The organism is Microbacterium sp. CGR1 (assembly GCF_001266755.1).
Taxonomy (GTDB): Bacteria; Actinomycetota; Actinomycetes; order Actinomycetales; family Microbacteriaceae; genus Microbacterium.
Map to the genome: position 1 here is coordinate 3,380,277 of NZ_CP012299.1, position 20,924 is coordinate 3,401,200.

The following is a 20,924-nucleotide window of genomic DNA, read 5'->3' on the forward strand; positions in this document are numbered from 1 at the left end:
AAGGCGATCAGCGCGCAGGTGCGACGATCGCCGCGGACTCGGGTGCGAGCACGATGGTCCGCGCGATCGTCCGCACGGGCGCCGTCTCCAGCAGTATCCGCGAGTCGGGGGCGAGATCGAACTCCACCTCCTGTTCGGCGAGATTCACGAGCACCGTCACCTCGCCTCGTTCGATCCGGTAGGCCCGGTTCTCCGGTGCGCCCTCCGTCTTCGACACGATGACGTGGTTGTGCGACATCTCGGGATCGGTCAACTCGGGCACCTCGCGCCGCAGGGCGATCAGGCGTCGATACAGATCGAAGATGCGGGCGTGCGATGCCGATGCGAGCTCGCTCCAGTCCAGCCGCGATCGCTCGAACGTAGCCGGGTCCTGTGGGTCGGGCACGGCGGCCGGGTCCCACCCCATGCGCGCGAACTCCGCGATCCGCCCCTCCGCGGTGGCTTTCGCGAGCTCCGGTTCCTTGTGCGACGTGAAGAACTGCCACGGGGTGGACGCAGCCCACTCCTCGCCCATGAACAGCATGGGGGTGCCCGGTGCGGTCAGGGTGAGAACCGCGGCGACGGCGAGTCGATCGGAGGAGAGCGAAGCGGTCAGCCGATCTCCCGCTGCACGGTTGCCGATCTGGTCGTGGTCCTGCGCGAATGTGACCAGTCGCCAGGCAGGGACGCTCGGCGGCAGCGGCGCGCCGTGCGTGCGCCCGCGGAACGACGAGTACGTCCCGTCGTGGAAGAACCCGGTCTGAGTGACCTTCGCCAACGCGTCCGGCGCGGCGAAGTCGGCGTAGTACCCGTCGGTCTCGCCGGTGAGCGCGACGTGCACCGCGTGATGCCAGTCGTCTGACCACTGCGCGGTGAGGCCGTTCCCTCCCTCCTCGTGGGAGAGGACCATGACCGGGTCGTTCAGATCCGACTCGGCGATCAGGCTCAGCGGGCGATCGACCTCGCGAGCGAGCGCATCTACGCGCTCGGACAGCTCGTGCAGGAGGTGCGGGGTGCTCTCGTCGTGCAGTGCGTGCACGGCGTCGAGCCGCAGCCCGTCGACGTGGAAGTCACGGAGCCACATCAGCGCGTTCTCGATGATGTACTCGCGCACGGCCGGCTCGTCGAGGTTCACCGAGTCGCCCCACGCCGTGTGCCGGCCCTCGCGCAGATACGGACCGAACTCGGGCAGGTAGTTGCCGCTGGGTCCGAGGTGGTTGTAGACGACGTCCTGGATCACCGCGATGCCGCGTGAGTGGGCGGCGTCGACGAACCGCTGGTATGCGGCGGGTCCGCCGTACCCCTCATGCACGGCGTACCAGAGCACGCCGTCGTAACCCCAGTTCCAGTCGCCGCTGAACGCGTTGACCGGGAGCAGCTCGACATGCGTGATGCCGAGTTCGACGAGGTGATCGAGATGCCCGATGAGCGCGTCGAGCGTGCCGTCCGGTGTGAATGTCCCGACGTGCAGCTCGTAGATCACGCCACCGTCGAGCGGCGCACCGCGCCAGTCCCCGTCGGTCCACTCGAAGCGGGCCGGATCGAAGAGAGCCGAGGGCCCGTGCACGCCCCGCGGCTGCCGCAGCGACCGCGGATCAGGGCGCAGGTCGGTGCTGTCGCCGAGGAGGAAGCCATAGCGCTCGCCCTCGGACATCGCCACATCGGTGCTCCACCATCCCGAACCGTCATCAGCCGGCGTGAGGTCGTGCTCCGAGATCGTGGTGCACGCGGGTGTCAGACGACGCAGCCGCACGCTGTCGGCGCGGGGAGCCCAGACCGAGATCATCGCTCGTCCACCAGCAGCGCGACCGGATACGTGTCGAGCAGGTCGGCCAGCCGGACCGGACCGCGGCCGAAGCGGCGACCGGTGATCGCGTCCGTCGCCGGCAGTTCGCGGCGCAGCAGCACGGTGTCGCCCCATCCGCCGCGGCGCTCGAGTCCGACGGGCAGACGCGACGCCACCGCCAGCACACCGCCCCGGTCCATCGCGACCACATGATCCGACGCCTCACCGGCGACACCGCCCGGGCGATACCGGTAGAAGAGCTCGGGGTTGTCCCGGCGCAGACGCAACGTGCGCGACGTGACGAGCATCTTCGCGAGGCCCGAGTCGTCGATGGGAGGAAGGATGCCGCGAGAGACGTCGGCATCGAGTCGACCCAGCATCGCCGAACGCGCTGCGAAATCGACCGGCCGCCGGTTGTCGGGGTCGACGAGCGAGTGGTCCCACAGCTCGGTGCCCTGGTAGACGTCGGGCACACCGGGAGCTGCGAGCTGCAGGAGCTTCGCGGACAGCGAGTTGACTCGACCGGGGTCGACGATCTCGCCGACGAATCCCTCGAGGATCGGTCGAGCCCGCCCGTTCGCCGCCTCGGCGATCGCTTCGACGCCCTTCTCGAACTCGAGGTCCGGATGCTGCCATCCGGTCGACTCCGCAGCCTCGCGCGCGGCCTTCAGCCCGTAGGCGAGCAGGCGCTCCGACGAGATCGGCCATGCTCCGACCGCGGCCTGCCAGAGAAGGGAATCGAGTGGCCCGTGTCCTGTCGAGGCGACGGCACGGAGCTCGGTCAGCACCTGCGCCCAGCGGTCCGGAATCTCGGAGAGCACCGACAGACGCGCACGGACGTCCTCGGATCGCTTGGTGTCATGGGTCGACAGAGCGGTGAGCGAGTACGGCCACGACGCGAGCCGCGCCTGCTGGGCGTCATGGAACTCGTCGACCGAGACGGAGGCGATCGAGGGATCGCCGCCGACCTCGGTGAGGGTGCCGAGGCGGGTGTGGCGGTAGAACGCGGTGTCCTCCACGCCCTTGGCCATCACCGCTCCCGTCACCTGCGGAAAGCGCTGCGAGACCTCGAGCGAGGTGTCGAGCAGCAGGGGCGTCAGCTCGGCGATCGATCCCGCGAGGTCGGGGCGGCGCCGTGCGGCGTCGTCGATCGCGTGCTGCAGATGCTCGCGTCCCGCCGGGAGGTAGGACCGGTAGACCGGGAAGCTCGCCACGATCTCGGCGAGCGCGTCCTCGGCGCCGACCACGCCGAACGGCAGAGCCCTGACGAGGCGTCGCACCTCGGACTGCAGGAGGTCGTCGGCGATCATCCGCTTCGTGGAGTGGATCAGGTCGGCCCAGGACTTCGCGGCCGGCAGACCGGTCTCGTCCCGCAGCCGCGAGTCGAGGAGGTCGAGGGCTGCGACTCCGTCGCCGTCGATCAGCACGCGGTCGATCTCGCCCATCGCGTCGTAGCCGGTCGTGCCGTCGGTGCGCCACCAGGACGGCAGCTGCTCACCCGGTTCGAGGATCTTCTCGACGACCGTGTACGCGCCGCCGGTGATGTCGGCGAGTCGCTCGAGGTACTCGCCGGGATCCGTCAGCCCGTCGGGATGGTCGACGCGGAGTCCGTCGGCCAGACCGTCGGTGATCCACCGGGCGATCTCGCGGTGCGACTCCTCGAAGACATCCGGGATCTCGACGCGGATGCCGGCGAGCTCGGACACGGCGAAGAACCGACGGTAGTCGAGGTCGGTGTTCTGGTCCTCCCAGAACCGCAGCTCGTAGTGCTGGGCGTCGAGGAGGGCAGGCAGATCGTCTGCGAGCTCTCCCGATCCCGGTGCCAGGGGAAGCACGTGGTCGAAGTACGACAGCGTTCCGTCGGGGGCATCGTCGGCCGGGGTCGTGTCGACGACGATCTCATCGGCTGACAGCACCTCCGCGAGCGACGACCCGAGGATCGGCAGTCGCACCCGTCCGTCGGACAGTCGCGGGTCGACGTCGAATGCCAGCGCATGGCGCGATGAGCGCCCGAGTCGCAGCAGATCCCACCACCAGAGGTTCGCGCGCGGGACGGCCACGCCGACGTGGTTCGGGACGATGTCGACGAGGACCCCGAGCCCCGCTGAGCGGGCCGCGGCGGAGAAGCGCTCGAGCCCCTCGGGGCCACCGCGGGCATCGTCGACCCGGGAATGATCGACGACGTCGTAGCCGTGGTCCGACCCCGGCACGGCCGCGAGCAGCGGTGAGAGGTACGCCCACGAGGCACCCAGCTCGGTGAGGTACTCCGTGATCGATGCCGCGTCGTCGAGCGTGAAACCCGCTCGGATCTGCAGACGATAGGTCGAGAGCGGGCGGTGGGTCATCGAGGCAGCTCCGGGGTCGGGGCGGGTGACGGAGCTTCGGCGCGCTCGGTCTGGATGCGCAGCGAGGCCTCGACGGAGTCGTCCGTCGGCACCTCGGTCTGATCGACTTCGCGCAGCACCAGCATCGAGTTGGCTTCGAGGGTCACCGGAGCGCCGGCGTCGATCGCGTCGCCTCCGGCACGGTCGCCGGCGGTGTCGACGGCGACCTCCCACGCACGCCCGTGGCGCTCGTCGGGGAGCACGGCGTCGATAGCCTCCGTCCCGCTGTGGAAGTAGACGAGGAAGTTCTGATCCGTCACCGGCTGTCCACGGCGGTCCTTCTCGCGGATGCCCTGTCCGTTCAAGAACATGCCGATCGCGAGACCGAACCCGGAATCCCAGTCCTCGGGCTCCATCCGGCGCCCGTCGGGTCGCAGCCAGACCACATCCGGCACTCGTTCGCCGTCCTCCGACCGCACCGGCCGGCCGTCGAAGAACCGGCTGCGGCGGAACGTCGGGTGCATGCGGCGCAGTCTCGCCACCGCTGCCGTGAACTCGACGAGAGGACGATCCGCCGCCTCCCAATCGACCCAGGTGAGCTCGTTGTCCTGCGCGTAACCGTTGTTGTTGCCGTCCTGGGTGCGACCGAGCTCGTCGCCGTGCGCGATCATCGGCACTCCCTGCGACAGCAGCAGTGTCGCGAGGAAGTTGCGCTGCTGTCGGGCGCGGACGCGGTTGATCGTCTCGTCGTCGGTGGGCCCCTCGACGCCGTTGTTGCTCGAGCGGTTGTGGGATTCGCCGTCGTTGTTGTCCTCGCCGTTGGCCTCGTTGTGCTTCTCGTTGTACGACACGAGGTCGCGCAGCGTGAAGCCGTCGTGAGCGGTGACGAAGTTGATCGATGCCACGGGACGCCGACCGGAGTGCTCGTACAGGTCGGCGGAACCGGTGAGACGCGATGCGAACTCGCCGAGCGCCTGCGGCTCACCGCGCCAGAAGTCGCGCACGGTGTCGCGGTACTTGCCGTTCCACTCCGTCCACTGCGGAGGGAAGTTGCCGACCTGGTATCCGCCGGGGCCCACATCCCACGGCTCGGCGATGAGCTTCACCTGCGAGACGATCGGATCCTGCTGCACCAGCTCGAAGAAGGCCGCGAGACGGTCGACGTCGTAGAACTCGCGCGCGAGAGTCGAGGCGAGATCGAAGCGGAAGCCGTCGACATGCATCTCCGTGACCCAGTACCGCAGCGAGTCCATGATCAGCTGCAGCGCGTGCGGGTTGCCGGCGTTGAGGCTGTTGCCCGTGCCCGTGTAGTCGGTGTAGTAGCGACGGTCCTCTTCGAGGCGGTAGTACGCCTCGTTGTCGATGCCCCGCATCGACAGCATCGGCCCCATGTGGTTGCCCTCGGCGGTGTGGTTGTAGACCACGTCGAGGATGACCTCGATCCCCGCCGAGTGCAGTGCGCGCACCATGGCCTTGAACTCCTGCACCTGCTGACCGTGCTGCCCGCTGGAGGAGTAGTCGTTGTGCGGCGCGAAGAAGGCGAGCGTGTTGTAGCCCCAGTAGTTCGTGAGGCCCTTCTCCTCGAGGGTCGAGTCGTAGACGAACTGATGCACCGGCATCAGCTCGATCGCGGTGACGCCGAGGTGCACCAGGTGCTCGATGACCGACGGGTGGCCGATGGCCGCATACGTGCCCCGCAGCTCCTCGGGGATGTCCGGGTGCAGCTGGGTCAGTCCCTTGACGTGCGCCTCGTAGATCACGCTCTGTGCGTAAGGGGTCTTGGGCAGTCGGTCGCCCGCCCACTCGAAGAACGGGTTCACGACGACGCCCTTGACCATCGTCGCGGCGGAGTCTTCATCGTTGCGGGAATCGGGGTCGCCGAAGTCGTAGCCGAACAGGGGCTGCCCCCAGTCGACCCGGCCGGCCACGGATTTCGCGTACGGGTCGAGGAGGAGCTTGTTCGGGTTGAATCGCTTTCCCTGCGCGGGGTCGTACGGTCCGTGCACGCGGTATCCGTAGAGCTGTCCTGGTTGCACGGAGGGCAGATAGCCGTGCCAGACGAACGCGTCGACCTCTTCGAGCGGAACGCGCTCCTCGCTGCCGTCGTCGTCGAACAGGCACAGTTCGACCTTCTCGGCGCCCTCGCTGAACAGGGCGAAGTTCGTGCCCTGGCCGTCGAAGGTCGCGCCGAGCGGGTAGGGGGAACCGGGCCAGACCTCGTGGCTCACTGAGCGCGCCGCTTCGAGACGGCGCGGTGCAGGACAGTCCTCACCGCGTCGTGGAAGTCATGCACCTGAGCGATCTCGTCGGCGTGAGGGTAAGGGTGGCCGACGTAGCAGACGAAGACAGGATGCACGTGCTCGACGTATCCGACGGGGCCGTCGTGCAGCACGACGTAGCGATCGAGGTCGACACGCTCGTAGAGGGGTTCGGCCGGCGTCGAGGCTGTCGTGGGAGCCTGGCCGTCCGCGGGCTTGTGGTCATGCGCGGTATGGGTCTTCGCAGTCATGAGGGCTCCTGTTCTGTTGATGGGGTCCACGCTAAGAGATACGAGTTCACAGCGGAACACCATTGCCTCCGCGCGATGAACGCGCTATGTCGTGAGACGCGCATCCTGATCGTGAAATCACCCCGCGCCCACCTGCGACAATGGAAGCCCCGTGCCGATCCCGAACCGAGGAGCTCCCGTGCAGTACATCTCCACCCGAGGCGGCATGCAGCCGCTGCCGTACTGCGAGACCCTGCTCGAGGGGCTCGCGCCCGACGGAGGACTGGCCGTCCCCGAGACGATGCCCACGGTCGACGGAGAGACGCTCGAGCGCTGGCGTGCCCTGACGTATCCGCAGCTCGCCACCGAGGTGCTCGGTCTCTTCGCCACGGACATCCCGCGGGCCGATCTCGCCCGCATGACGGAGGCCGCCTACGAGCCGTTCCCTGAAGAGGTCGTGCCCCTGCGGTCGATCGGCGACGATCTCACCCTGGTGGGTCTCTCCGAGGGGCCGACCCTCGCTTTCAAGGACATGGCCATGCAGTTCCTCGGGCAGGTCGTCGAGTACGCGCTTGAGCGCAAGGGCTCTGTCCTGAACATCCTCGGCGCGACCTCGGGAGACACCGGCTCGGCTGCCGAGCACGCTCTTCGCGGCAAGGACCGCATCTCGGTGTTCATGCTGTCCCCGAAGGGGCGCATGAGCGCGTTCCAGCGCGCGCAGATGTTCTCGCTCGACGATGACAACATCCACAACATCGTCGTCGACGGCGTGTTCGACGATTGCCAGAACCTCGTCAAGTCGCTCGCCGGCGACCTCGACTTCAAGCGCGCTCAGCACCTCGGTGCGGTCAACTCGATCAACCTCGCCCGCATCACCGCCCAGGTCGTCTACTACTTCTGGGCGTGGCTGCGTGCGACGGACGCCGGCGGATGGACCGAGGTGTCGTTCACGGTGCCGTCCGGAAACTTCGGCAACATCCTCTCGGGGTTCTTCGCGAAGGAGATGGGGCTGCCCATCCGTCGCCTCGTGCTCGCCGCCAACGAGAACAACGTCCTCGACGAGTTCTTCCGCACCGGCGTCTACCGGCCGCGGAGTGCGGCGCAGACGCTCGCCACCTCGAGCCCGTCGATGGACATCTCGAAGGCGTCGAACCTCGAGCGCTTCATCTTCGAACTCGTGGGTCGTGACGCGAGCCGCGTCGTGAAGGCCTGGCAGGAGCTCGACACCCAGGGTTTCTTCGATTTCACCTCCGATCTGGCGCGTTTCGTCGAGGAGTTCGGCATCGTCAGCGGCACCTCGACGCACGACGACAGGCTCGCGACGATCAGGTCCGTCTACGAGGCGACGGGAGACATCATCGACCCGCACACCGCCGACGGTGTCAAGGTCGCTCGCGAGAACGTCGAGCCCGGCGTGCCCATGCTGGTGCTCGAGACGGCGAAGCCGCAGAAGTTCGCCGAGACGATCCGCGAGGCGATCGGCATCGAGCTCGAGTACTCCTCAGAGCTGCGCGCGATGCTCGACGCTCCGCAGCGCAGGACCGAGATGGCCGACGACGAGCACGAGCTCCGAGCGTTCATCGAGGCCGAAGCCCTGCGCTGAGCGACTCACTCGGGGTCGCCGTGCAGCATCCAGGGCACTCCGAAACGATCGACGAGCATTCCGAACGTGCCGCCCCACGGCGGGGTGTCGAGCGGCATGGTGATCGCCGCACCGTCGGACAGGGCGTCCCAGACCTGTTGCGTCTTCTCCTGCGAGTTGCCGCTGAGTGAGACCGAGAATCCCTGGGGCGGCTCGAACGGGATGCCGTCCGGGGTGTCTGAGGCCATGAGCACCAGGCCGTCCGGCGTCGTGAGCTGCGCATGCATCACGAGATCGTGCTGATCCGGGTTCTGGACCATGTCGGGGAACTCGCCGAACACGTTGATCTCGAGATCACCGCCGAGCACGCCCTGATAGAACTCCATCGCCTGTCGCGCCTCGGTGCGGAACGAGAGATAGGGATTGAGATTGGCCATGACTGCCCCCAGCCTTGTCAGGCGGGGCCGCCGTCGGTCCCGCTGCGGCTCATTCTGCGCCGGGGGTCGGACATCCGCAAGAGCGACGTGGCGCTCAGGCGGGGAGGGCCTTCACCGCCGCCGTGAGCACCTGAGGCACCGTCGGCACACCTTCGGCGCGGAACACTTCTGCGCCCGAATCATCGCGGATGATGACGGTCGGGGTGAAGCGGATGTCGAGCGCCTCCGCGGCATCCGGTTCTCTCGCGACGTCGATCTCGGTGACGGTCGCGTCGGGAAGGTAGCGCACGGCGTCCTCCACGACCGAGCGGGTGCGCGAGCACGCTCCGCAGAACGCGGAGGTCACGAGCGTCAGTTCCATGGCTCTCCTCTCGGCTCTCGAGGTGCAACCGCGCACCGTCTCGCGGTGTTCCCGAGCCGCGATCAGAACGAGGTGCGCTTGACGAGGCCCCGGTTCGTGCGGATGTGCTCGTAGTCCCATTGCACGACCCGCGACTCCGACAGCCAGACGGCGAGCCGGTCGGTGTCGATCTCCGAGGCGGAGGTGAATCTCTTCTCGGCGGCCTCGAAGGATCCTGAGGCGACGAGTCCGGGCTCTGCGAACGACTGGCCGCTCCAGAACATCAGTCGGACGGCATCCTTCAAGCGGTCGTATCCGACGATCGGATTGCCGTCGAGGAACCAGACCGGGTGCGCGTGCCAGACCTTGGCGGCGGCGTCGGGGAGTGCTCGGTCGATCTCGTCCGCGAGGAGGTCGCAGATCAGCCGATCCTCCGAGCTGAGCCTGCGGTGGTAGTCGGCGATCTCAGGCGCACGGGTCATGCTGCGAGTATGGCGCGTGCGACGGCAGACGTCGAGAGAGTCACACGGAAGACGTGGTCGCGCGCGGATGCAGCAAGCCGGAGATCGCACCCAGAGCAGCTCCGACGAGGGTGTCGACGATCCTCTCCCCGGCGACGTCCATCGAACCGATCTCGCCCGTCGCTGCGCCCGTCAGCAGAAGCACCAGAGGGGTGATGAAGACGAGCGCGAGAGCGTAGTGCCTGACGACGACGAGCTCGATCGTGAACTGCAGCGCGCCCAGCAGCAGAGCGAGCCACAGCCCCGACGGATGCAGCAGCGCGAGCAGCGCGTACACGCCAGCCCCGACCACGGTTCCGAGCATGCGATGGAGTCCGCGCTGGACGGCGGCGCGACGGGCGGCGGCCACGCCGATCACCGCCACCGCCGACCCCACGATCCAGTACGTCCGGGTGGGGTCGATCACCAGTCCCAGCAGGACGCCGATGACGGCGACGATCGCGACCCGGATCACGAGCATGCGCGAATCGGGGGTGAATGCGGGGCCCGGGAGTAGCTCGCTCAGCGGCCGAGCGGAGATCGAGCGCGCTCGAGGACGCAGAAGCGGCGCCATCGCGACCAGATAGGAGAACACGCAGCCGGCCGCGAGTGCCCCGAGATAGGTCAGCGGTGCCAGGGGCGAGCTCGCCACGACGTGCGCCGACAGGCCGAAGACCAGCACGAAGAAGAGCGGTCCGGGCGGGCCGAGCCGGAACCCGAACGCCAGGGCAGCGCTGACGACCGCGACCACCACGACGCCGATGCTCACGAGCCAGGCGTTGGCGGAGACAGCCACTCCGAGAGCGGCGCTGACGATGAGGCCCGCGGCGACGAACGGCAGGATCCTCGCCCGATCGATCACCGGTGCCGTCCCGGCGAAGAGGACCGTGAACGCGCCCGAGGCCGCGACGTAGCCGAGCGACGCCTCGCCGAGCACGGTCATGACCGCTATCGGCACCGCGATGCCCAGCGCCGCTTGGGTGGCGAGATGCCAGCGCGGACCGCGCTTGGGCGCCAGGGCGAACAGGCTCATCCCTCCATTGTCTCGCGTCGCCGGCGCTGAGCAGGACGGACGTCGACCGGAGTGCGGCGAGCCGGCGGGAATCGTCCCCGGCGATACGATGGCCGACGTGACGGAACCTCGACCGGGAATCGCCGAACGGCTTTCGCAGATGATCCAGCTGCCGACCGTGTCGGCCGAGGTCGAGGAGCGCGGAACCGAGCCGTTCGAGTCGTTCGTCGCTCTGATCGCGCAGCTCTACCCGCTCGTCCACGAGCATCTCGCACTCGAACGGCACACCGATTTCGGGCTGCTCTTCCACTGGACGGGCAGGGACGCCGGCGCTGCGGGGCCGGTCGTGCTGATGGCGCATTATGACGTCGTCCCCGTCGACGAGAGCGACGCATGGACGCATCCCCCGTTCGAGGGCGTCATCGCCGACGGAGTCGTCTACGGTCGTGGTGCTCTCGATGACAAGGGTCCGCTGATCGTCGTGCTCGAGGCGGTCGAGAACCTGCTCGCCGACGGGTTCACCCCCGCACGGGACGTCTACCTGTCGTTCGGGGGCAATGAGGAGACCTTCGGTCGAGCAGCCGAGGAGATCGCCCGCGTCCTGCGCGATCGCGGCATCATCCCGTGGCTCGTGGTGGACGAGGGCGGCGCCGTCGTGGATGCGCCGCTGCCCTTCGTTCCGGGACGGGCGGCGATGATCGGCGTGGGGGAGAAGGGCGTCATGACGCTCACGCTCTCGGCGCGTGGTGAGGGCGGTCACGCCTCGGCACCGCCCGCTCTCACAGCGGTCCGGCGCGTGGCGAGGGCCGTCGATCGGCTTGGCCCCCGCACGTTCCGACCGCGTCCGTCGAAGGCGATCGGACGGATGCTGTCGCAGCTCGGAGCTCAGACTCCCGGTCCGGCAGGGCATCTGCTCAGGCTGCTCGGCTCGGCCCCGCCGGTCACCGGCCGGCTGTTCGCCGCGCTCGGCGGCGAGCCCGCAGCACTCGTGCGCACAACGGTGGCTCCGACCATGCAGTCGGGCGGCACTGCCGCGAACGTCCTGCCGTCGCAGGCCTCGGCGACGGTCAACCTGCGCATCGCGCTGGGTGAGACGACGCAGCAGACGGTGCTGCGGGTGCGTCGGCGCATCCGGGATCCGCTCATCACCGTATCCGTCGAGGAGGCGAGCGAGCCGTCGCCCGAGTCCGCGACCGACAACGCCCAGTTCACGCTGCTCGCCGACGCTCTCGCCGTCTCTCACCCGGGAGTCCCCGCGGTCCCGTACGTGATGATGGCGGCGACGGACTCCCGCCACTTCCACCGTTTCGCCCCCGCCGTCTACCGCTTCGCGCCGCTCGAGATGTCGAACGCACAGCGGGCGTCGATCCACGGCGTCGATGAGAACGTCGAGATCGTCGCGCTCGAGCGGGGGGAGCGGTTCCATCGGGCGCTCCTCGAGCGGCTAGGGTGATCTCACCCCTCCGCGGGCGCTTCGGTGCCCGATCCAGTCCTTTCACCGAGGAGCCGCGATGACGCGCACCCGAACTCTGGGAACCCTCGCCACCGTCGTCGGCTTCCTCGCCTTCGTCGAGTTCACCAGCGGCGTGCTGCAGGGCTACTACACGCCCATGCTCACGGACATCGCGCGGCACCTCGGCATCCACGACGCCGATGTCAATTGGCTCGAGGGCACGCAGCTCATGCTGTCGGCTCTGGTGGTGCCCGCTTTCGCGAAGCTCGGCGACATGGTCGGCCACAAGCGGATGCTGCTCATCTCGACGGCGCTCACCGCCGCGGCTGCGCTCGTCCTGCCCTTCACCGATTCGTTCCCCGTGTTCCTGGTCGGCTGGACGCTGATGGGGTTCTACGTCGTCTGGCTGCCGCTCGAGATCGCGCTCATCTGGTCGCGCTCCCGTCGCATGGAGGGGCGTTCGTCGATCACGGCGAAGGCCGCGGGACTCCTCGTCGCGGCGCTCGAAGGCGGCGCGATCATCGGTGCGCTCGTGGGTGGAGCCCTAATCGATGTCCTGCCCCTGACAGTGGTGCTGCTCATCCCCGCCGTGCTCATCGTCGTGTGCTTCTTCGTGATCCTGTTCGGGGTGAAGGAGTCTCCCGATCCGACCGGCGGTGTCTTCGACACTGTCGGCGTCGTGCTGATCTCGCTCGCCCTGATCTGCTTCACCGGGGGTCTCAGCCTGCTCCGTCTCGAGGGCGGACTCGTCAACCCCTCGTCCTGGGCCGTCGTCGTCCTCGGCCTTCTGCTCGTCATCCCGTTCGTGCTCTGGGAACTGCGCTGCGACGACCCGCTCATCGACGTGCGCATGTTCCGCTCGCCGGCACTCGGCCCGGTCTTCCTCACCGCCGGCCTGTTCGGGGTGAGCGTGCTGGGTGCACAGGCGCCGCTGTCGACATTCGCCCGCACCGACCCCGGTGTCTACGGCTACGGGCTCGGAACCACGGGTTTCGCGACGTCCCTGATCATCGGGCTCTACCTGATCGCGATGATCGCGGGAGCCCTGCTGTTCCCTCTCATCGCTCGTCTGCTGACTCCGCGGATCACCCTGATGGGCGCATCCCTGCTCGTCGGCATCGGCTTCCTGCTGTTCCTTCCGTTCCACGATTCGTACGTGCAGGTGGTGACCAACATGGTCATCGTCGGCCTCGGCTCGGGTGCTCTCGTGGCCGCCCTTCCCGCGGCTGCGGCGTCGGCGGCTCCGGCGACCCAGACGGGCGTCGCGACAGGCCTCACGAACTCGGTCAAGACCGTGGGCGGAGCGATCGCCTCGTGCATCTTCGGGATCGCGCTCCTCAACGGCGTGAGCGGGGCGGTCGAAGGCACTGCGGGATCGTTCGCCGGGTACATCACCGTGTGGGTGGTCTGTGGCGTGACCGCGCTGATCGCCGCCGCGATCCTCGTCTTCGTTCCGAAAGAGGCCTTCGCCGACCGCACGGATGCCGAGGCCGTCGCCGCACCCGTGGTCTGAGCTGCGGGCGGCCGGCTGCCGGTGTCAGTCGTCAGTCGCGGTCGAGGCCGAATGAGCGCTTGACGACGGCCTGCATGTCGCGGTCGAGTCCGTCGATCCGCGTGTTCACGGCATCGAAGCGGGCGTTCATCTCGCCCCGGAGTCCGCCGATCTGTGCGTTCATCTCCCCGCGCAGCCCGCCGATCTCGGTGCGCAACACGCGGATGAACAACGTCGAGACGACCGTGAGCATGCCGAACATGAGCGCGGTGAAGCACCCGATCATGGTCCAGATCTGAGCGTCGTTCATGAGGTGCACCGTGTCATCCTCGCATCGTTCCAGACGAGGAATCGGAAGAGGCGTCGCTGTATACCGCCATCCCGAACAGTGGGAGGAACTCGTGTTCCGGCCTCGGTGTGCAGGAGAGCCGGGCTCACGCGCCGCAGAGCTCGCGCGTCACTCGGACTCGCGCGGCGGGTTGTGCATGAACTCGATACGGATGCCGTCGGCATCCTCCACGAACGAGGCGTAGTAGCGCTCCGTGTATCGCGGATATTCCTTGGGCTCGCGCACGGCCGACCATCCCGCATCGCGCGCGACGGCGTGAAGGCGGTCGACCTCGTCTCGCGTCGACACCGAGAAAGCGATGTGCTGCCATCCCACGCGGCCGTGACGATGGGGCCCGGATTCCTCATCCCAGGCGTACAGGATGATCTCGGTCTCGTCGCCGTTGTGCCACGAGATCGAGTGGTCGTCCTCGCCGCCGCTCTGATAGCCGAGGGCCGTCAGCACGGGATGGAACTGCGCGCGACCGCGCTCCAGCTCGTTGACGGTGATGCCCAGGTGATCCAGAAGAGCCATGCGTCCAGTCTTCCAGTCGGCGCCCGGATCGCACTAGTGCGGAGCGTGGTACTCCGCTTCGCCCCGCTTCCAATAGCCCTTGACCACCGTGTTCGCGGAGTCGACGCCCCACCGGCTGAGCAGCGCGCGCCCGGGCTTCACGACCGACTGCTCGGCGGCGATGAACACGAACGGGTCGTCGCCGACCGAATCGTCGGCGGTCAGGCGGTTGAGGAATGCGATGAGGGCGGAGCCTTCGGCGGCGTCGCCACGGTGCAGCCATTCCACGTCGACCGGGGTGTCGATCTCGATCTCCCGGCCGACGGAGGCCGTCTCGATCACGATGCGGGCGGGCACCCCGGTGGGTATCGACGAGGCGAAGCGTCGGATCGCCGGGATGGCGGTCTCGTCTCCGACGAGAAGCCAGGATCCGGGGCTGCCGCTGAGCACGGCCGAACCGCGGGGTCCACCGACTCCGATCGATGCACCCAGCGGAGCGGTCGCGGCCCACGGGGCGCCGACCCCTGCGTCGCCGTGCACCGCGAACTCGACGTCGAGCCAGTCGTCGCCCCAGGCGAGAGGTGTGTACTCGCGACTCGGCGCCTCCCGCATCTGCTCGAGGGACTCCACGGGACCGGACGGGAAGAAGAGGCGCATGTGGTCGTCGGAGCCGGGAGAGTCGAAGCCCTCGAGGTCACTGCCACTGAGTCGGACACGCACGTAGCCAGGGGCCAGCCATTCCCGGGCGGTCAGCGTGACGGTGCGGAAGCGCAGATCGAGGCCGCGGCGCTCGATGGAGAAGCGGGATTTCGTATCGCTCATAAAGTAAGGCTAACCTATCTTGGAGGTGGAGTTAGGGCATCCTAAGTCCACCGTTCCCGCGCCGTTTCGGCGCACTCATCACCGCAGAACAGGAGTCTCTCCATGTCCATGCCCAGAATCCTCACCGCTACGAGCGTCGGTCTCGTCGGCCTCCTCACCCTCGCCGGCTGCGCCTCCGGCTCCGACGCCGAGCCGGAGGGGACCGCAGCCGCAGCGGACTCGGTCACCGTCGAGGACAACAGCGGATCGCACGAGATCGCCACGCCCCCTGCATCCGTCGTCGCACTGGACAACCGCACGTTCCAGACCCTCTCCGACTGGGGAGTCGAGCTCTCGGCCGGCGCTGTCGCGCTCATGCCGGACACCGTGGCGTACCTCGACGACGAGTCGATCGTCGACATCGGCCTGCACAGCGAGCCCGACCTCGAGGCGATCGTCGCCGTCGAACCCGACCTCATCATCAGCGGCCAGCGATTCACCCAGCACAACGAGGCGATCGCCGAGCTCGTGCCGGACGCCACGATTATCGACCTCGAGCCGCGCGAGGGCGAGCCCTTCGACGAGGAGCTCAAGCGCCAGACCACCGTCCTCGGCGAGATCTTCGGCAAGCAGGACGAGGCGCAGGCGCTCGTCGACGATTTCGACGCGGCCGTCGAGCGGGCCAAGGCCGCATACGACGACGCCGACACCGTCATGGCGGTGAACACCTCCGGCGGCGGGATCGGGTACCTCGCGCCGACCGTCGGGCGCTCGCTCGGACCGATCTACGACATCCTCGGTCTGACGCCGGCGCTCGAGGTCGATGACGCCTCCGACGACCACCAGGGCGACGACATCTCCGTCGAGGCGATCGCCTCCTCCAACCCCGACTGGCTTCTCGTGCTCGACCGCGATGCGGTCTTCGCCGCCGAGACCCCCGACTACGTGCAGGCGTCCGAGATCCTCGAGAGCTCGGAGGCGCTCGCCGGCGTCACCGCCGTCGCTGACGAGCAGATCGTCTACATGCCCACGGACACCTACCTGAACGAGGGCATCCAGACGTACACCACGTTCCTCGAGGACCTCGCCGACGCGCTCGAGGCCGCGCAGAAGTAGGGCCGACCGGCGGCATCCGCTCCGAGCGGATGCCGCCGTCCGGCGTCGCATGATGACCCGCACCCACACCCGCACCGCATCCATCGAGTCGCCCCGTTCCGTCGGGCGGCTCTTCGACGTGAAGCTGCTCATCGGCATCCTCGTCGTCGTCGCACTCCTCGTCGTGTCGCTCTTCACGGGTGTGTACGACATCGCGGGGGCCGCAGACGGCGCGGAGATGTTCCAGATCACCCGCGTGCCGCGCACGATCGCTCTCGTCCTCGCGGGAGCCGCCATGGCGATGGCCGGACTCGTGATGCAGCTCCTCACCCAGAACCGCTTCGTCGAACCCACGACCACCGGCACGACCGAGTGGGCAGGGCTCGGTCTGCTGACCGTCATGGTGCTGGTGCCGAACCCGTCGATCCCGTTGAGGATGACGGGCGCCATCATCGCCGCCTTCATCGGCACGATGGTCTTCTTCGCATTCCTGCGCCGCGTCTCCCTCCGGTCGTCGCTCATCGTCCCGATCGTCGGGATCATGCTCGGGGCCGTCGTCGGATCGGTGTCGACGTACTTCGCGCTCGTCACCGACTCGCTGCAGGCGATCGGCGTCTGGTTCGCCGGCAGCTTCACCTCGGTGCTCCGCGGGCAGTACGAGATGCTCTGGATCGTGGCGGTCGTCGGGGTCGTCGTCTTCATCGTGGCGGACCGCCTCACGATCGCCGGACTGGGGGAGGAGGTCGCCACCAACGTCGGCGTCGACTACAACCGCGTGATCCTGCTCGGGACCGTGCTGATCGCCGTCACCACCGGAGTCGTCACGGTCGTCGTCGGCAACCTCCCGTTCCTCGGACTGATCGTGCCCAACATCGTCTCGATGGTCCGAGGAGACGACCTGCGCAGCAACCTGCCGTGGGTGTGTCTGCTGGGCATCGCGATCGTCACGGTCTGCGACATCATCGGCCGCACGATCATCATGCCGTTCGAGGTCCCGGTCTCGCTGATCCTCGGGATCGTCGGCGCGATCGTCTTCATCCTCCTCCTGCTGAGGCAGCGTCGTCGTGGCTAGCGCACTCGCGGTCGATGCCCGCACCTCCGGATCCTTCACGTCCGCGCATGCGCGCCGTCGCTACGCCCTGGTGCTGGGCGTCCTCGTCGTCCTCTCCGCGGCCTTCGCCTTCGCCCTGCTCGCCTGGGACAACCCCATGCCGATCGGATCGCCTGGGTTCTGGCGCATCGCGAAGCTCCGCGTGACGAATGTGACCGTGATGGCAGTGGTCGCGGTGGCGCAGGCGATTGCGACCGTGAGCTTTCAGACGGTCACGAACAACCGCATCATCACGCCGTCGATCATGGGGTTCGAATCGCTCTATCGGATGGTGCAGACGACTACGGTCTACCTGTTCGGCGTCGCAGGGCTCGTCGCGATCCAGGGCGTCTGGCAGTTCGGCCTGCAGGTCGTCATCATGGTGGGGCTCGCGATGGCGCTCTACGGATGGCTGCTGTCGGGGCGCTACGGAAGCCTCCAGATCATGCTCCTGATCGGGATCATCATCGGCGGCGGACTCGGGGCGATATCGACCTTCATGCAGCGGCTGCTCACACCGAGCGAGTTCGACGTGCTGGCGGCTCGCCTGTTCGGCAACGTCTCCAACGCGGACGCGTCCTACCTGCCGCTCGCGATCCCGCTGTGCGTCGCCGCGTCCGCGCTGCTGTGGCTGCGGGCACGGCGGCTGAATCTCCTCGCGCTCGGACCCGACGTGTCGCGCTCGCTCGGACTCGACCACAAGCGCGAGCTCTATGCCGTGCTCTTTCTCGTCGCCGTGCTGATGGCGACCTCCACCGCGCTGGTGGGCCCGATGACGTTCCTCGGCTTCCTCGTCGCGACCCTCGCGTACCAGTTCGCCGATACATACGACCACCGGCTCATCTTCCCGGTGGCGGTGCTCACCGCCTTCACGATCCTCGCCGGGGCGTACTTCGTCATGAAGAACGTCTTCTACGCGCAGGGCATGGTGTCGATCCTCATCGAACTCGTCGGAGGAACCGTGTTCCTCGTCGTCATCCTCAGAAAGGGCAGGCTGTGATCACACTCGACGGCGTCCGCCGCGACTACAGCGACCAGGTCGCGATCGGCCCTGTGGACCTCCGGATCCCCTCCGGCGGCATCACGGCACTGATCGGTCCGAACGGCGCGGGAAAGTCGACTCTGCTGACGATGATCGGCCGGCTCGGCGGCATGGACGCCGGAGCGATCGAGATCGCCGGATACGACGTGGCGACCACGAAGTCGAAGGATCTCGCCAAGATCGTCTCGGTGCTGCGGCAGGAGAACCACTTCGTCACCCGTCTCACCGTGCGCCAGCTGGTGGGCTTCGGGCGCTTCCCGCATTCGAAGGGCCGGCTGACGCGCGCCGACGAGGAGCTCATCAGCAGAGCGATCGACTTCCTCGATCTCGGGGACCTCGAAGGTCGATACCTGGACGAGCTCTCCGGCGGCCAGCGACAGCGAGCCTACGTCGCCATGGTCCTGGCGCAGGACACCGAGTTCGTTCTGCTCGACGAGCCACTCAACAACCTCGACATGAAGCACGCCGTGCAGATGATGAAGCACCTGCGCCGGGCGTCGGAGGAGCTGGGGCGCACGATCGTCATCGTGCTGCATGACATCAACTTCGCGGGGCACTACGCCGACCACATCTGCGCCATGAAGGACGGAGCCGTCATCGAGTTCGGGTCGCCCGCCGAGATCATGACCGGCGACGTGCTCACCCGGGTGTTCGATACGCCCGTGCGGGTGGTCGAGGGGCCGTCCGGTCCGTTGGCGGTCTACTACTGACGCTCAGAGCTCGACGCCGTGGTCCTCGTCGTTGACGCCGGTGTTGTGGCCGCGCCGGGACTCGTAGCCGATGAACCAGCCGAGCCAGACGATCGCGGCGAGCAGGATGCCGAGCCAGACGTTCTGGAAGATCAGGCCGATCACGACACCGACGATGAGCAGCCCTGCCGTGACGGAGAAGCGGAGTGCGTTGCGGGACATGGCCTCAGCCTAGGGGCGATCCGCGCCGTGCGGCAGGGTCAGCGACTCCGATGGTCTTCGGGGGAGAGCCGCGGCCCACGACGGGGTTCGCTCACCCTGCTCGCGAAGATGAGGCGGATCACTCGCTGCCGGTGGCCGGCCCACGGGGCGAGCAGCTCGAGCATCCCGTCGTCATCCGTGCGGTGGCCCGTGAGGGCATAGCCGACCTGATGGGCCAGGTGGTAGTCCCCGACGCTCACGGCGTCAGGATCGCCGAGGGCTCTGATGCGGGTCTCGGCCGAGGTCCAGATACCGACGCCCGGCAAGCTCGTCAGCACGCGATCGCGCTCCTCGCCGGCGGGGGCGACCAGAAGTGCGCGCGAGACGCTCTCAGCGCGCTCGGCGGCGCGCACGACGGTCTTCGACTGCGGCGGCTGCACCGCGACCCGGTGCCAGTCCCACGACGGGATGCGGCGCCACTGCGCGGCGGTGGGGGCGGTGTACATCGGCCTCGGGGTGGGACCGGGTGCGCGCTCGCCGAACTTCGTGACGAGCTGTCTCCATGCGCGGAACGCCTCGAGGCCGGTCACCTTCTGCTCGATGATCGCGCACGCGAGAGCGTCGAACACGACGCCCGTGCGAGCCAGGCGGATGCCGACCGACCGGCGTGCGACGTCGGCGATCAGCGGATGATGGGAGGGATCGAAGCCGGTGGGGTCGTCGTTCGCGCCGCACAGCTCCGGGACGCTGTCGAGCGCGTGCTCCGCTCCGTCGCCCCACGCCGTGGCGATGATCTCGTCGCCGCGGGCGCGCAGCGCGAGTGCGGCAGGACCGAGCGGCGTTCGCAGCGTGCGCCAGATCACCGGGCCGTCGAACACCATGGTCGGGTCGCCGGGCCCCCGTCGCAGCATGCCCACCGTCGCGCGGAGATCGACGGGTGCGGCCGGCCGATACACGGTCTCGCGCGGCGCGCCGCGGGAGGCCGCATCGGCGGCTCCGGCATCCGCGGTCAGGGTCATGCGCCCACCATACGTGGCGGGGCTGACACTCGGATCAGAAGCGGTCGGGCGAGGGCGTTCCGTGGCCGTAGCGGATGACGACGTCGGCGTGCCGGTCGAAGCGGTAGCCGATGCCGCGCACGGTGCGGACGATGTCCTCGTAGCGGCCGAGCTTCGCGCGCAGACGCCGCACGTGCACGTCGATCGTGCGCTCGCCGGGAGTCTCGTCGTCCTGCGCCTGCCAGAGCGCGGAGACCAGCTCGCTGCGCTCGATCGTCCGTCCTTCACGGAGCACGAGGTACTGCAGCAGCTCGAACTCCTTGTAGGTGAACGCCGCGGACTCGCCGTCGATCAGCACGCGCTTGCGGGAGATGTCGACCACGACGCCGCCTTCTTCGTCGGTCGCCTCCTCTTCGGCAGCGGCCTTGGTGCGTGCGATCGCACCCGGCTCGTGCAGTGCGAGACGGACGACGTCGAGGTCGCGGCCGCCGGAGCCGTGCGGGGCCAGGGCGACGGTGGCGTGCGTCTCGGCACCCGGTGCGAGCTCGGCGAGGGTGCGGCGCAGAGCGTCGACCAGGAGCGGGAGGCTGACGCCGGCTTCGGCCGCCTTGATCTCGTCGAGACCGACGTAGAGGGCGAATCCTCGCGGCGAGCGGACGGCGGGAAGATCTGCATCGAGCGGTGCGGCGGGCTCCGACGAGACGGTGCGGACGGCGGTGGCGGCGGCGGGACGCTCGAGAAGTGCGATGTTCGACATGATGATGTAGTCCTCAG

21 protein-coding genes are annotated in these 20,924 nt (G+C 68.2%); 7 read left to right on the forward strand and 14 right to left on the reverse strand.

Annotated elements, in window-relative coordinates:
* Window positions 1–7 precede the first annotated feature (7 nt).
* Genes treZ through AKG07_RS16160 form a run of 4 tightly spaced genes read right to left on the reverse strand, consistent with a single transcriptional unit; the run spans window position 8 to window position 6,598 of the window.
* Window positions 8–1,765, reverse strand: a complete 1,758-nt coding sequence (gene treZ / locus AKG07_RS16145) for a malto-oligosyltrehalose trehalohydrolase (RefSeq protein ID WP_053098817.1) — start codon at window positions 1,763–1,765, stop codon at window positions 8–10.
* Window positions 1,762–4,110, reverse strand: coding sequence for a malto-oligosyltrehalose synthase (treY, locus tag AKG07_RS16150; RefSeq protein WP_053098818.1), 2,349 nt, complete (start codon window positions 4,108–4,110; stop codon window positions 1,762–1,764). Before treY ends, treZ begins: the two co-directional genes overlap by 4 nt.
* Window positions 4,107–6,317 carry a glycogen debranching protein GlgX gene (glgX, locus tag AKG07_RS16155; RefSeq protein ID WP_053098819.1) on the reverse strand — a complete coding sequence of 737 codons (2,211 nt, stop codon included), beginning with the start codon at window positions 6,315–6,317 and terminating at the stop codon, window positions 4,107–4,109. Before glgX ends, treY begins: the two co-directional genes overlap by 4 nt.
* Window positions 6,314–6,598 (reverse strand): hypothetical protein, encoded by a 285-nt coding sequence (locus tag AKG07_RS16160; protein WP_053098820.1) that lies wholly within the window; start codon window positions 6,596–6,598, stop codon window positions 6,314–6,316. The genes glgX and AKG07_RS16160 overlap by 4 nt, the downstream gene beginning before the upstream one ends.
* A 178-nt stretch (window positions 6,599–6,776) precedes the next feature.
* Between AKG07_RS16160 and thrC the strand changes: the two genes are divergently transcribed.
* Window positions 6,777–8,180, forward strand: a complete 1,404-nt coding sequence (thrC, locus tag AKG07_RS16165) for a threonine synthase (protein WP_053099386.1) — start codon at window positions 6,777–6,779, stop codon at window positions 8,178–8,180.
* Window positions 8,181–8,185: 5 nt separating this feature from the next.
* On the opposite strand, the gene AKG07_RS16170 is transcribed toward thrC, so the two are convergent.
* From AKG07_RS16170 to AKG07_RS16185, 4 genes are all read right to left on the reverse strand, one after another.
* The gene (locus AKG07_RS16170) at window positions 8,186–8,596 is read right to left on the reverse strand and encodes a VOC family protein (RefSeq protein WP_053098821.1); all 411 of its coding nucleotides are present in this window, start codon (window positions 8,594–8,596) and stop codon (window positions 8,186–8,188) included.
* 94 nt (window positions 8,597–8,690) lie between these two features.
* On the reverse strand, window positions 8,691–8,957 hold the full coding sequence (locus tag AKG07_RS16175; protein WP_053098822.1) for a thioredoxin domain-containing protein: 267 nt from the start codon (window positions 8,955–8,957) through the stop codon (window positions 8,691–8,693).
* Window positions 8,958–9,019: 62 nt separating this feature from the next.
* Window positions 9,020–9,418, reverse strand: a complete 399-nt coding sequence (locus tag AKG07_RS16180; protein WP_053098823.1) for a DUF1801 domain-containing protein — start codon at window positions 9,416–9,418, stop codon at window positions 9,020–9,022.
* A gap of 40 nt (window positions 9,419–9,458) precedes the next feature.
* Window positions 9,459–10,469 (reverse strand): FUSC family protein, encoded by a 1,011-nt coding sequence (locus AKG07_RS16185; protein WP_053098824.1) that lies wholly within the window; start codon window positions 10,467–10,469, stop codon window positions 9,459–9,461.
* Between the two features lie 88 nt (window positions 10,470–10,557).
* On the opposite strand from AKG07_RS16185, the gene AKG07_RS16190 reads away from it, so the two are divergent.
* Both AKG07_RS16190 and AKG07_RS16195 read left to right on the forward strand, forming a co-directional pair.
* A complete protein-coding gene (locus tag AKG07_RS16190) occupies window positions 10,558–11,901 on the forward strand; it encodes a M20/M25/M40 family metallo-hydrolase (RefSeq protein ID WP_053098825.1) in 1,344 nt (447 codons plus the stop codon).
* 58 nt (window positions 11,902–11,959) lie between these two features.
* On the forward strand, window positions 11,960–13,414 hold the full coding sequence (locus AKG07_RS16195) for an MFS transporter (protein WP_053098826.1): 1,455 nt from the start codon (window positions 11,960–11,962) through the stop codon (window positions 13,412–13,414).
* A gap of 31 nt (window positions 13,415–13,445) precedes the next feature.
* Here AKG07_RS16195 and AKG07_RS16200 read toward each other — a convergent pair whose 3' ends face one another.
* The 3 genes from AKG07_RS16200 to AKG07_RS16210 form a co-directional block, all read right to left on the reverse strand.
* Entirely contained in the window at window positions 13,446–13,703 is a 258-nt protein-coding gene (locus tag AKG07_RS16200; protein ID WP_053099387.1) for a hypothetical protein, read from the reverse strand.
* Window positions 13,704–13,850: 147 nt separating this feature from the next.
* Window positions 13,851–14,255 carry a VOC family protein gene (locus tag AKG07_RS16205; RefSeq protein ID WP_053098827.1) on the reverse strand — a complete coding sequence of 135 codons (405 nt, stop codon included), beginning with the start codon at window positions 14,253–14,255 and terminating at the stop codon, window positions 13,851–13,853.
* Window positions 14,256–14,288: 33 nt separating this feature from the next.
* Window positions 14,289–15,056 carry a siderophore-interacting protein gene (locus AKG07_RS16210; protein WP_053098828.1) on the reverse strand — a complete coding sequence of 256 codons (768 nt, stop codon included), beginning with the start codon at window positions 15,054–15,056 and terminating at the stop codon, window positions 14,289–14,291.
* Between the two features lie 102 nt (window positions 15,057–15,158).
* Here AKG07_RS16210 and AKG07_RS16215 point away from each other — a divergent pair, with 102 nt between their 5' ends.
* Genes AKG07_RS16215 through AKG07_RS16230 form a run of 4 tightly spaced genes read left to right on the forward strand, consistent with a single transcriptional unit; the run spans window position 15,159 to window position 18,972 of the window.
* On the forward strand, window positions 15,159–16,151 hold the full coding sequence (locus AKG07_RS16215) for a siderophore ABC transporter substrate-binding protein (RefSeq protein WP_053098829.1): 993 nt from the start codon (window positions 15,159–15,161) through the stop codon (window positions 16,149–16,151).
* Between the two features lie 52 nt (window positions 16,152–16,203).
* Window positions 16,204–17,202 (forward strand): iron chelate uptake ABC transporter family permease subunit, encoded by a 999-nt coding sequence (locus tag AKG07_RS16220; RefSeq protein ID WP_053099388.1) that lies wholly within the window; start codon window positions 16,204–16,206, stop codon window positions 17,200–17,202.
* Entirely contained in the window at window positions 17,195–18,220 is a 1,026-nt protein-coding gene (locus AKG07_RS16225) for an iron chelate uptake ABC transporter family permease subunit (protein ID WP_053098830.1), read from the forward strand. Before AKG07_RS16220 ends, AKG07_RS16225 begins: the two co-directional genes overlap by 8 nt.
* Window positions 18,217–18,972, forward strand: coding sequence for an iron ABC transporter ATP-binding protein (locus AKG07_RS16230; RefSeq protein ID WP_053098831.1), 756 nt, complete (start codon window positions 18,217–18,219; stop codon window positions 18,970–18,972). The genes AKG07_RS16225 and AKG07_RS16230 overlap by 4 nt, the downstream gene beginning before the upstream one ends.
* A 3-nt stretch (window positions 18,973–18,975) precedes the next feature.
* Here AKG07_RS16230 and AKG07_RS16235 read toward each other — a convergent pair whose 3' ends face one another.
* The 3 genes from AKG07_RS16235 to AKG07_RS16245 are packed head-to-tail and all read right to left on the reverse strand — an operon-like array spanning window position 18,976 to window position 20,907.
* Window positions 18,976–19,173 carry a hypothetical protein gene (locus AKG07_RS16235; RefSeq protein WP_053098832.1) on the reverse strand — a complete coding sequence of 66 codons (198 nt, stop codon included), beginning with the start codon at window positions 19,171–19,173 and terminating at the stop codon, window positions 18,976–18,978.
* A gap of 38 nt (window positions 19,174–19,211) precedes the next feature.
* Window positions 19,212–20,171: a DNA-3-methyladenine glycosylase family protein gene (locus AKG07_RS16240; RefSeq protein WP_053098833.1), complete on the reverse strand. Its 960-nt coding sequence runs from the start codon at window positions 20,169–20,171 to the stop codon at window positions 19,212–19,214.
* A gap of 34 nt (window positions 20,172–20,205) precedes the next feature.
* Entirely contained in the window at window positions 20,206–20,907 is a 702-nt protein-coding gene (locus AKG07_RS16245; RefSeq protein WP_053098834.1) for a winged helix-turn-helix domain-containing protein, read from the reverse strand.
* Between the last annotated feature and the right edge of the window lie 17 nt (window positions 20,908–20,924).

Bases quoted from the DNA above. Each gene is read 5' to 3' on its own strand.
- AKG07_RS16200 (WP_053099387.1), bottom strand. From the start codon at position 13,703: ATGAACGACGCTCAGATCTGGACCATGATCGGGTGCTTCACCGCGCTC.
- AKG07_RS16235 (WP_053098832.1), bottom strand. From the start codon at position 19,173: ATGTCCCGCAACGCACTCCGCTTCTCCGTCACGGCAGGGCTGCTCATC.
- AKG07_RS16205 (WP_053098827.1), bottom strand. From the start codon at position 14,255: ATGGCTCTTCTGGATCACCTGGGCATCACCGTCAACGAGCTGGAGCGC.
- AKG07_RS16210 (WP_053098828.1), bottom strand. From the start codon at position 15,056: ATGAGCGATACGAAATCCCGCTTCTCCATCGAGCGCCGCGGCCTCGAT.
- treY (WP_053098818.1), bottom strand. From the start codon at position 4,110: ATGACCCACCGCCCGCTCTCGACCTATCGTCTGCAGATCCGAGCGGGT.
- AKG07_RS16160 (WP_053098820.1), bottom strand. From the start codon at position 6,598: ATGACTGCGAAGACCCATACCGCGCATGACCACAAGCCCGCGGACGGC.
- AKG07_RS16195 (WP_053098826.1), top strand. From the start codon at position 11,960: ATGACGCGCACCCGAACTCTGGGAACCCTCGCCACCGTCGTCGGCTTC.
- AKG07_RS16185 (WP_053098824.1), bottom strand. From the start codon at position 10,469: ATGAGCCTGTTCGCCCTGGCGCCCAAGCGCGGTCCGCGCTGGCATCTC.
- treZ (WP_053098817.1), bottom strand. From the start codon at position 1,765: ATGATCTCGGTCTGGGCTCCCCGCGCCGACAGCGTGCGGCTGCGTCGT.
- AKG07_RS16180 (WP_053098823.1), bottom strand. From the start codon at position 9,418: ATGACCCGTGCGCCTGAGATCGCCGACTACCACCGCAGGCTCAGCTCG.
- AKG07_RS16240 (WP_053098833.1), bottom strand. From the start codon at position 20,171: ATGACCCTGACCGCGGATGCCGGAGCCGCCGATGCGGCCTCCCGCGGC.
- AKG07_RS16220 (WP_053099388.1), top strand. From the start codon at position 16,204: ATGACCCGCACCCACACCCGCACCGCATCCATCGAGTCGCCCCGTTCC.
- AKG07_RS16215 (WP_053098829.1), top strand. From the start codon at position 15,159: ATGTCCATGCCCAGAATCCTCACCGCTACGAGCGTCGGTCTCGTCGGC.
- AKG07_RS16245 (WP_053098834.1), bottom strand. From the start codon at position 20,907: ATGTCGAACATCGCACTTCTCGAGCGTCCCGCCGCCGCCACCGCCGTC.
- AKG07_RS16190 (WP_053098825.1), top strand. From the start codon at position 10,558: ATGGCCGACGTGACGGAACCTCGACCGGGAATCGCCGAACGGCTTTCG.
- AKG07_RS16170 (WP_053098821.1), bottom strand. From the start codon at position 8,596: ATGGCCAATCTCAATCCCTATCTCTCGTTCCGCACCGAGGCGCGACAG.
- AKG07_RS16175 (WP_053098822.1), bottom strand. From the start codon at position 8,957: ATGGAACTGACGCTCGTGACCTCCGCGTTCTGCGGAGCGTGCTCGCGC.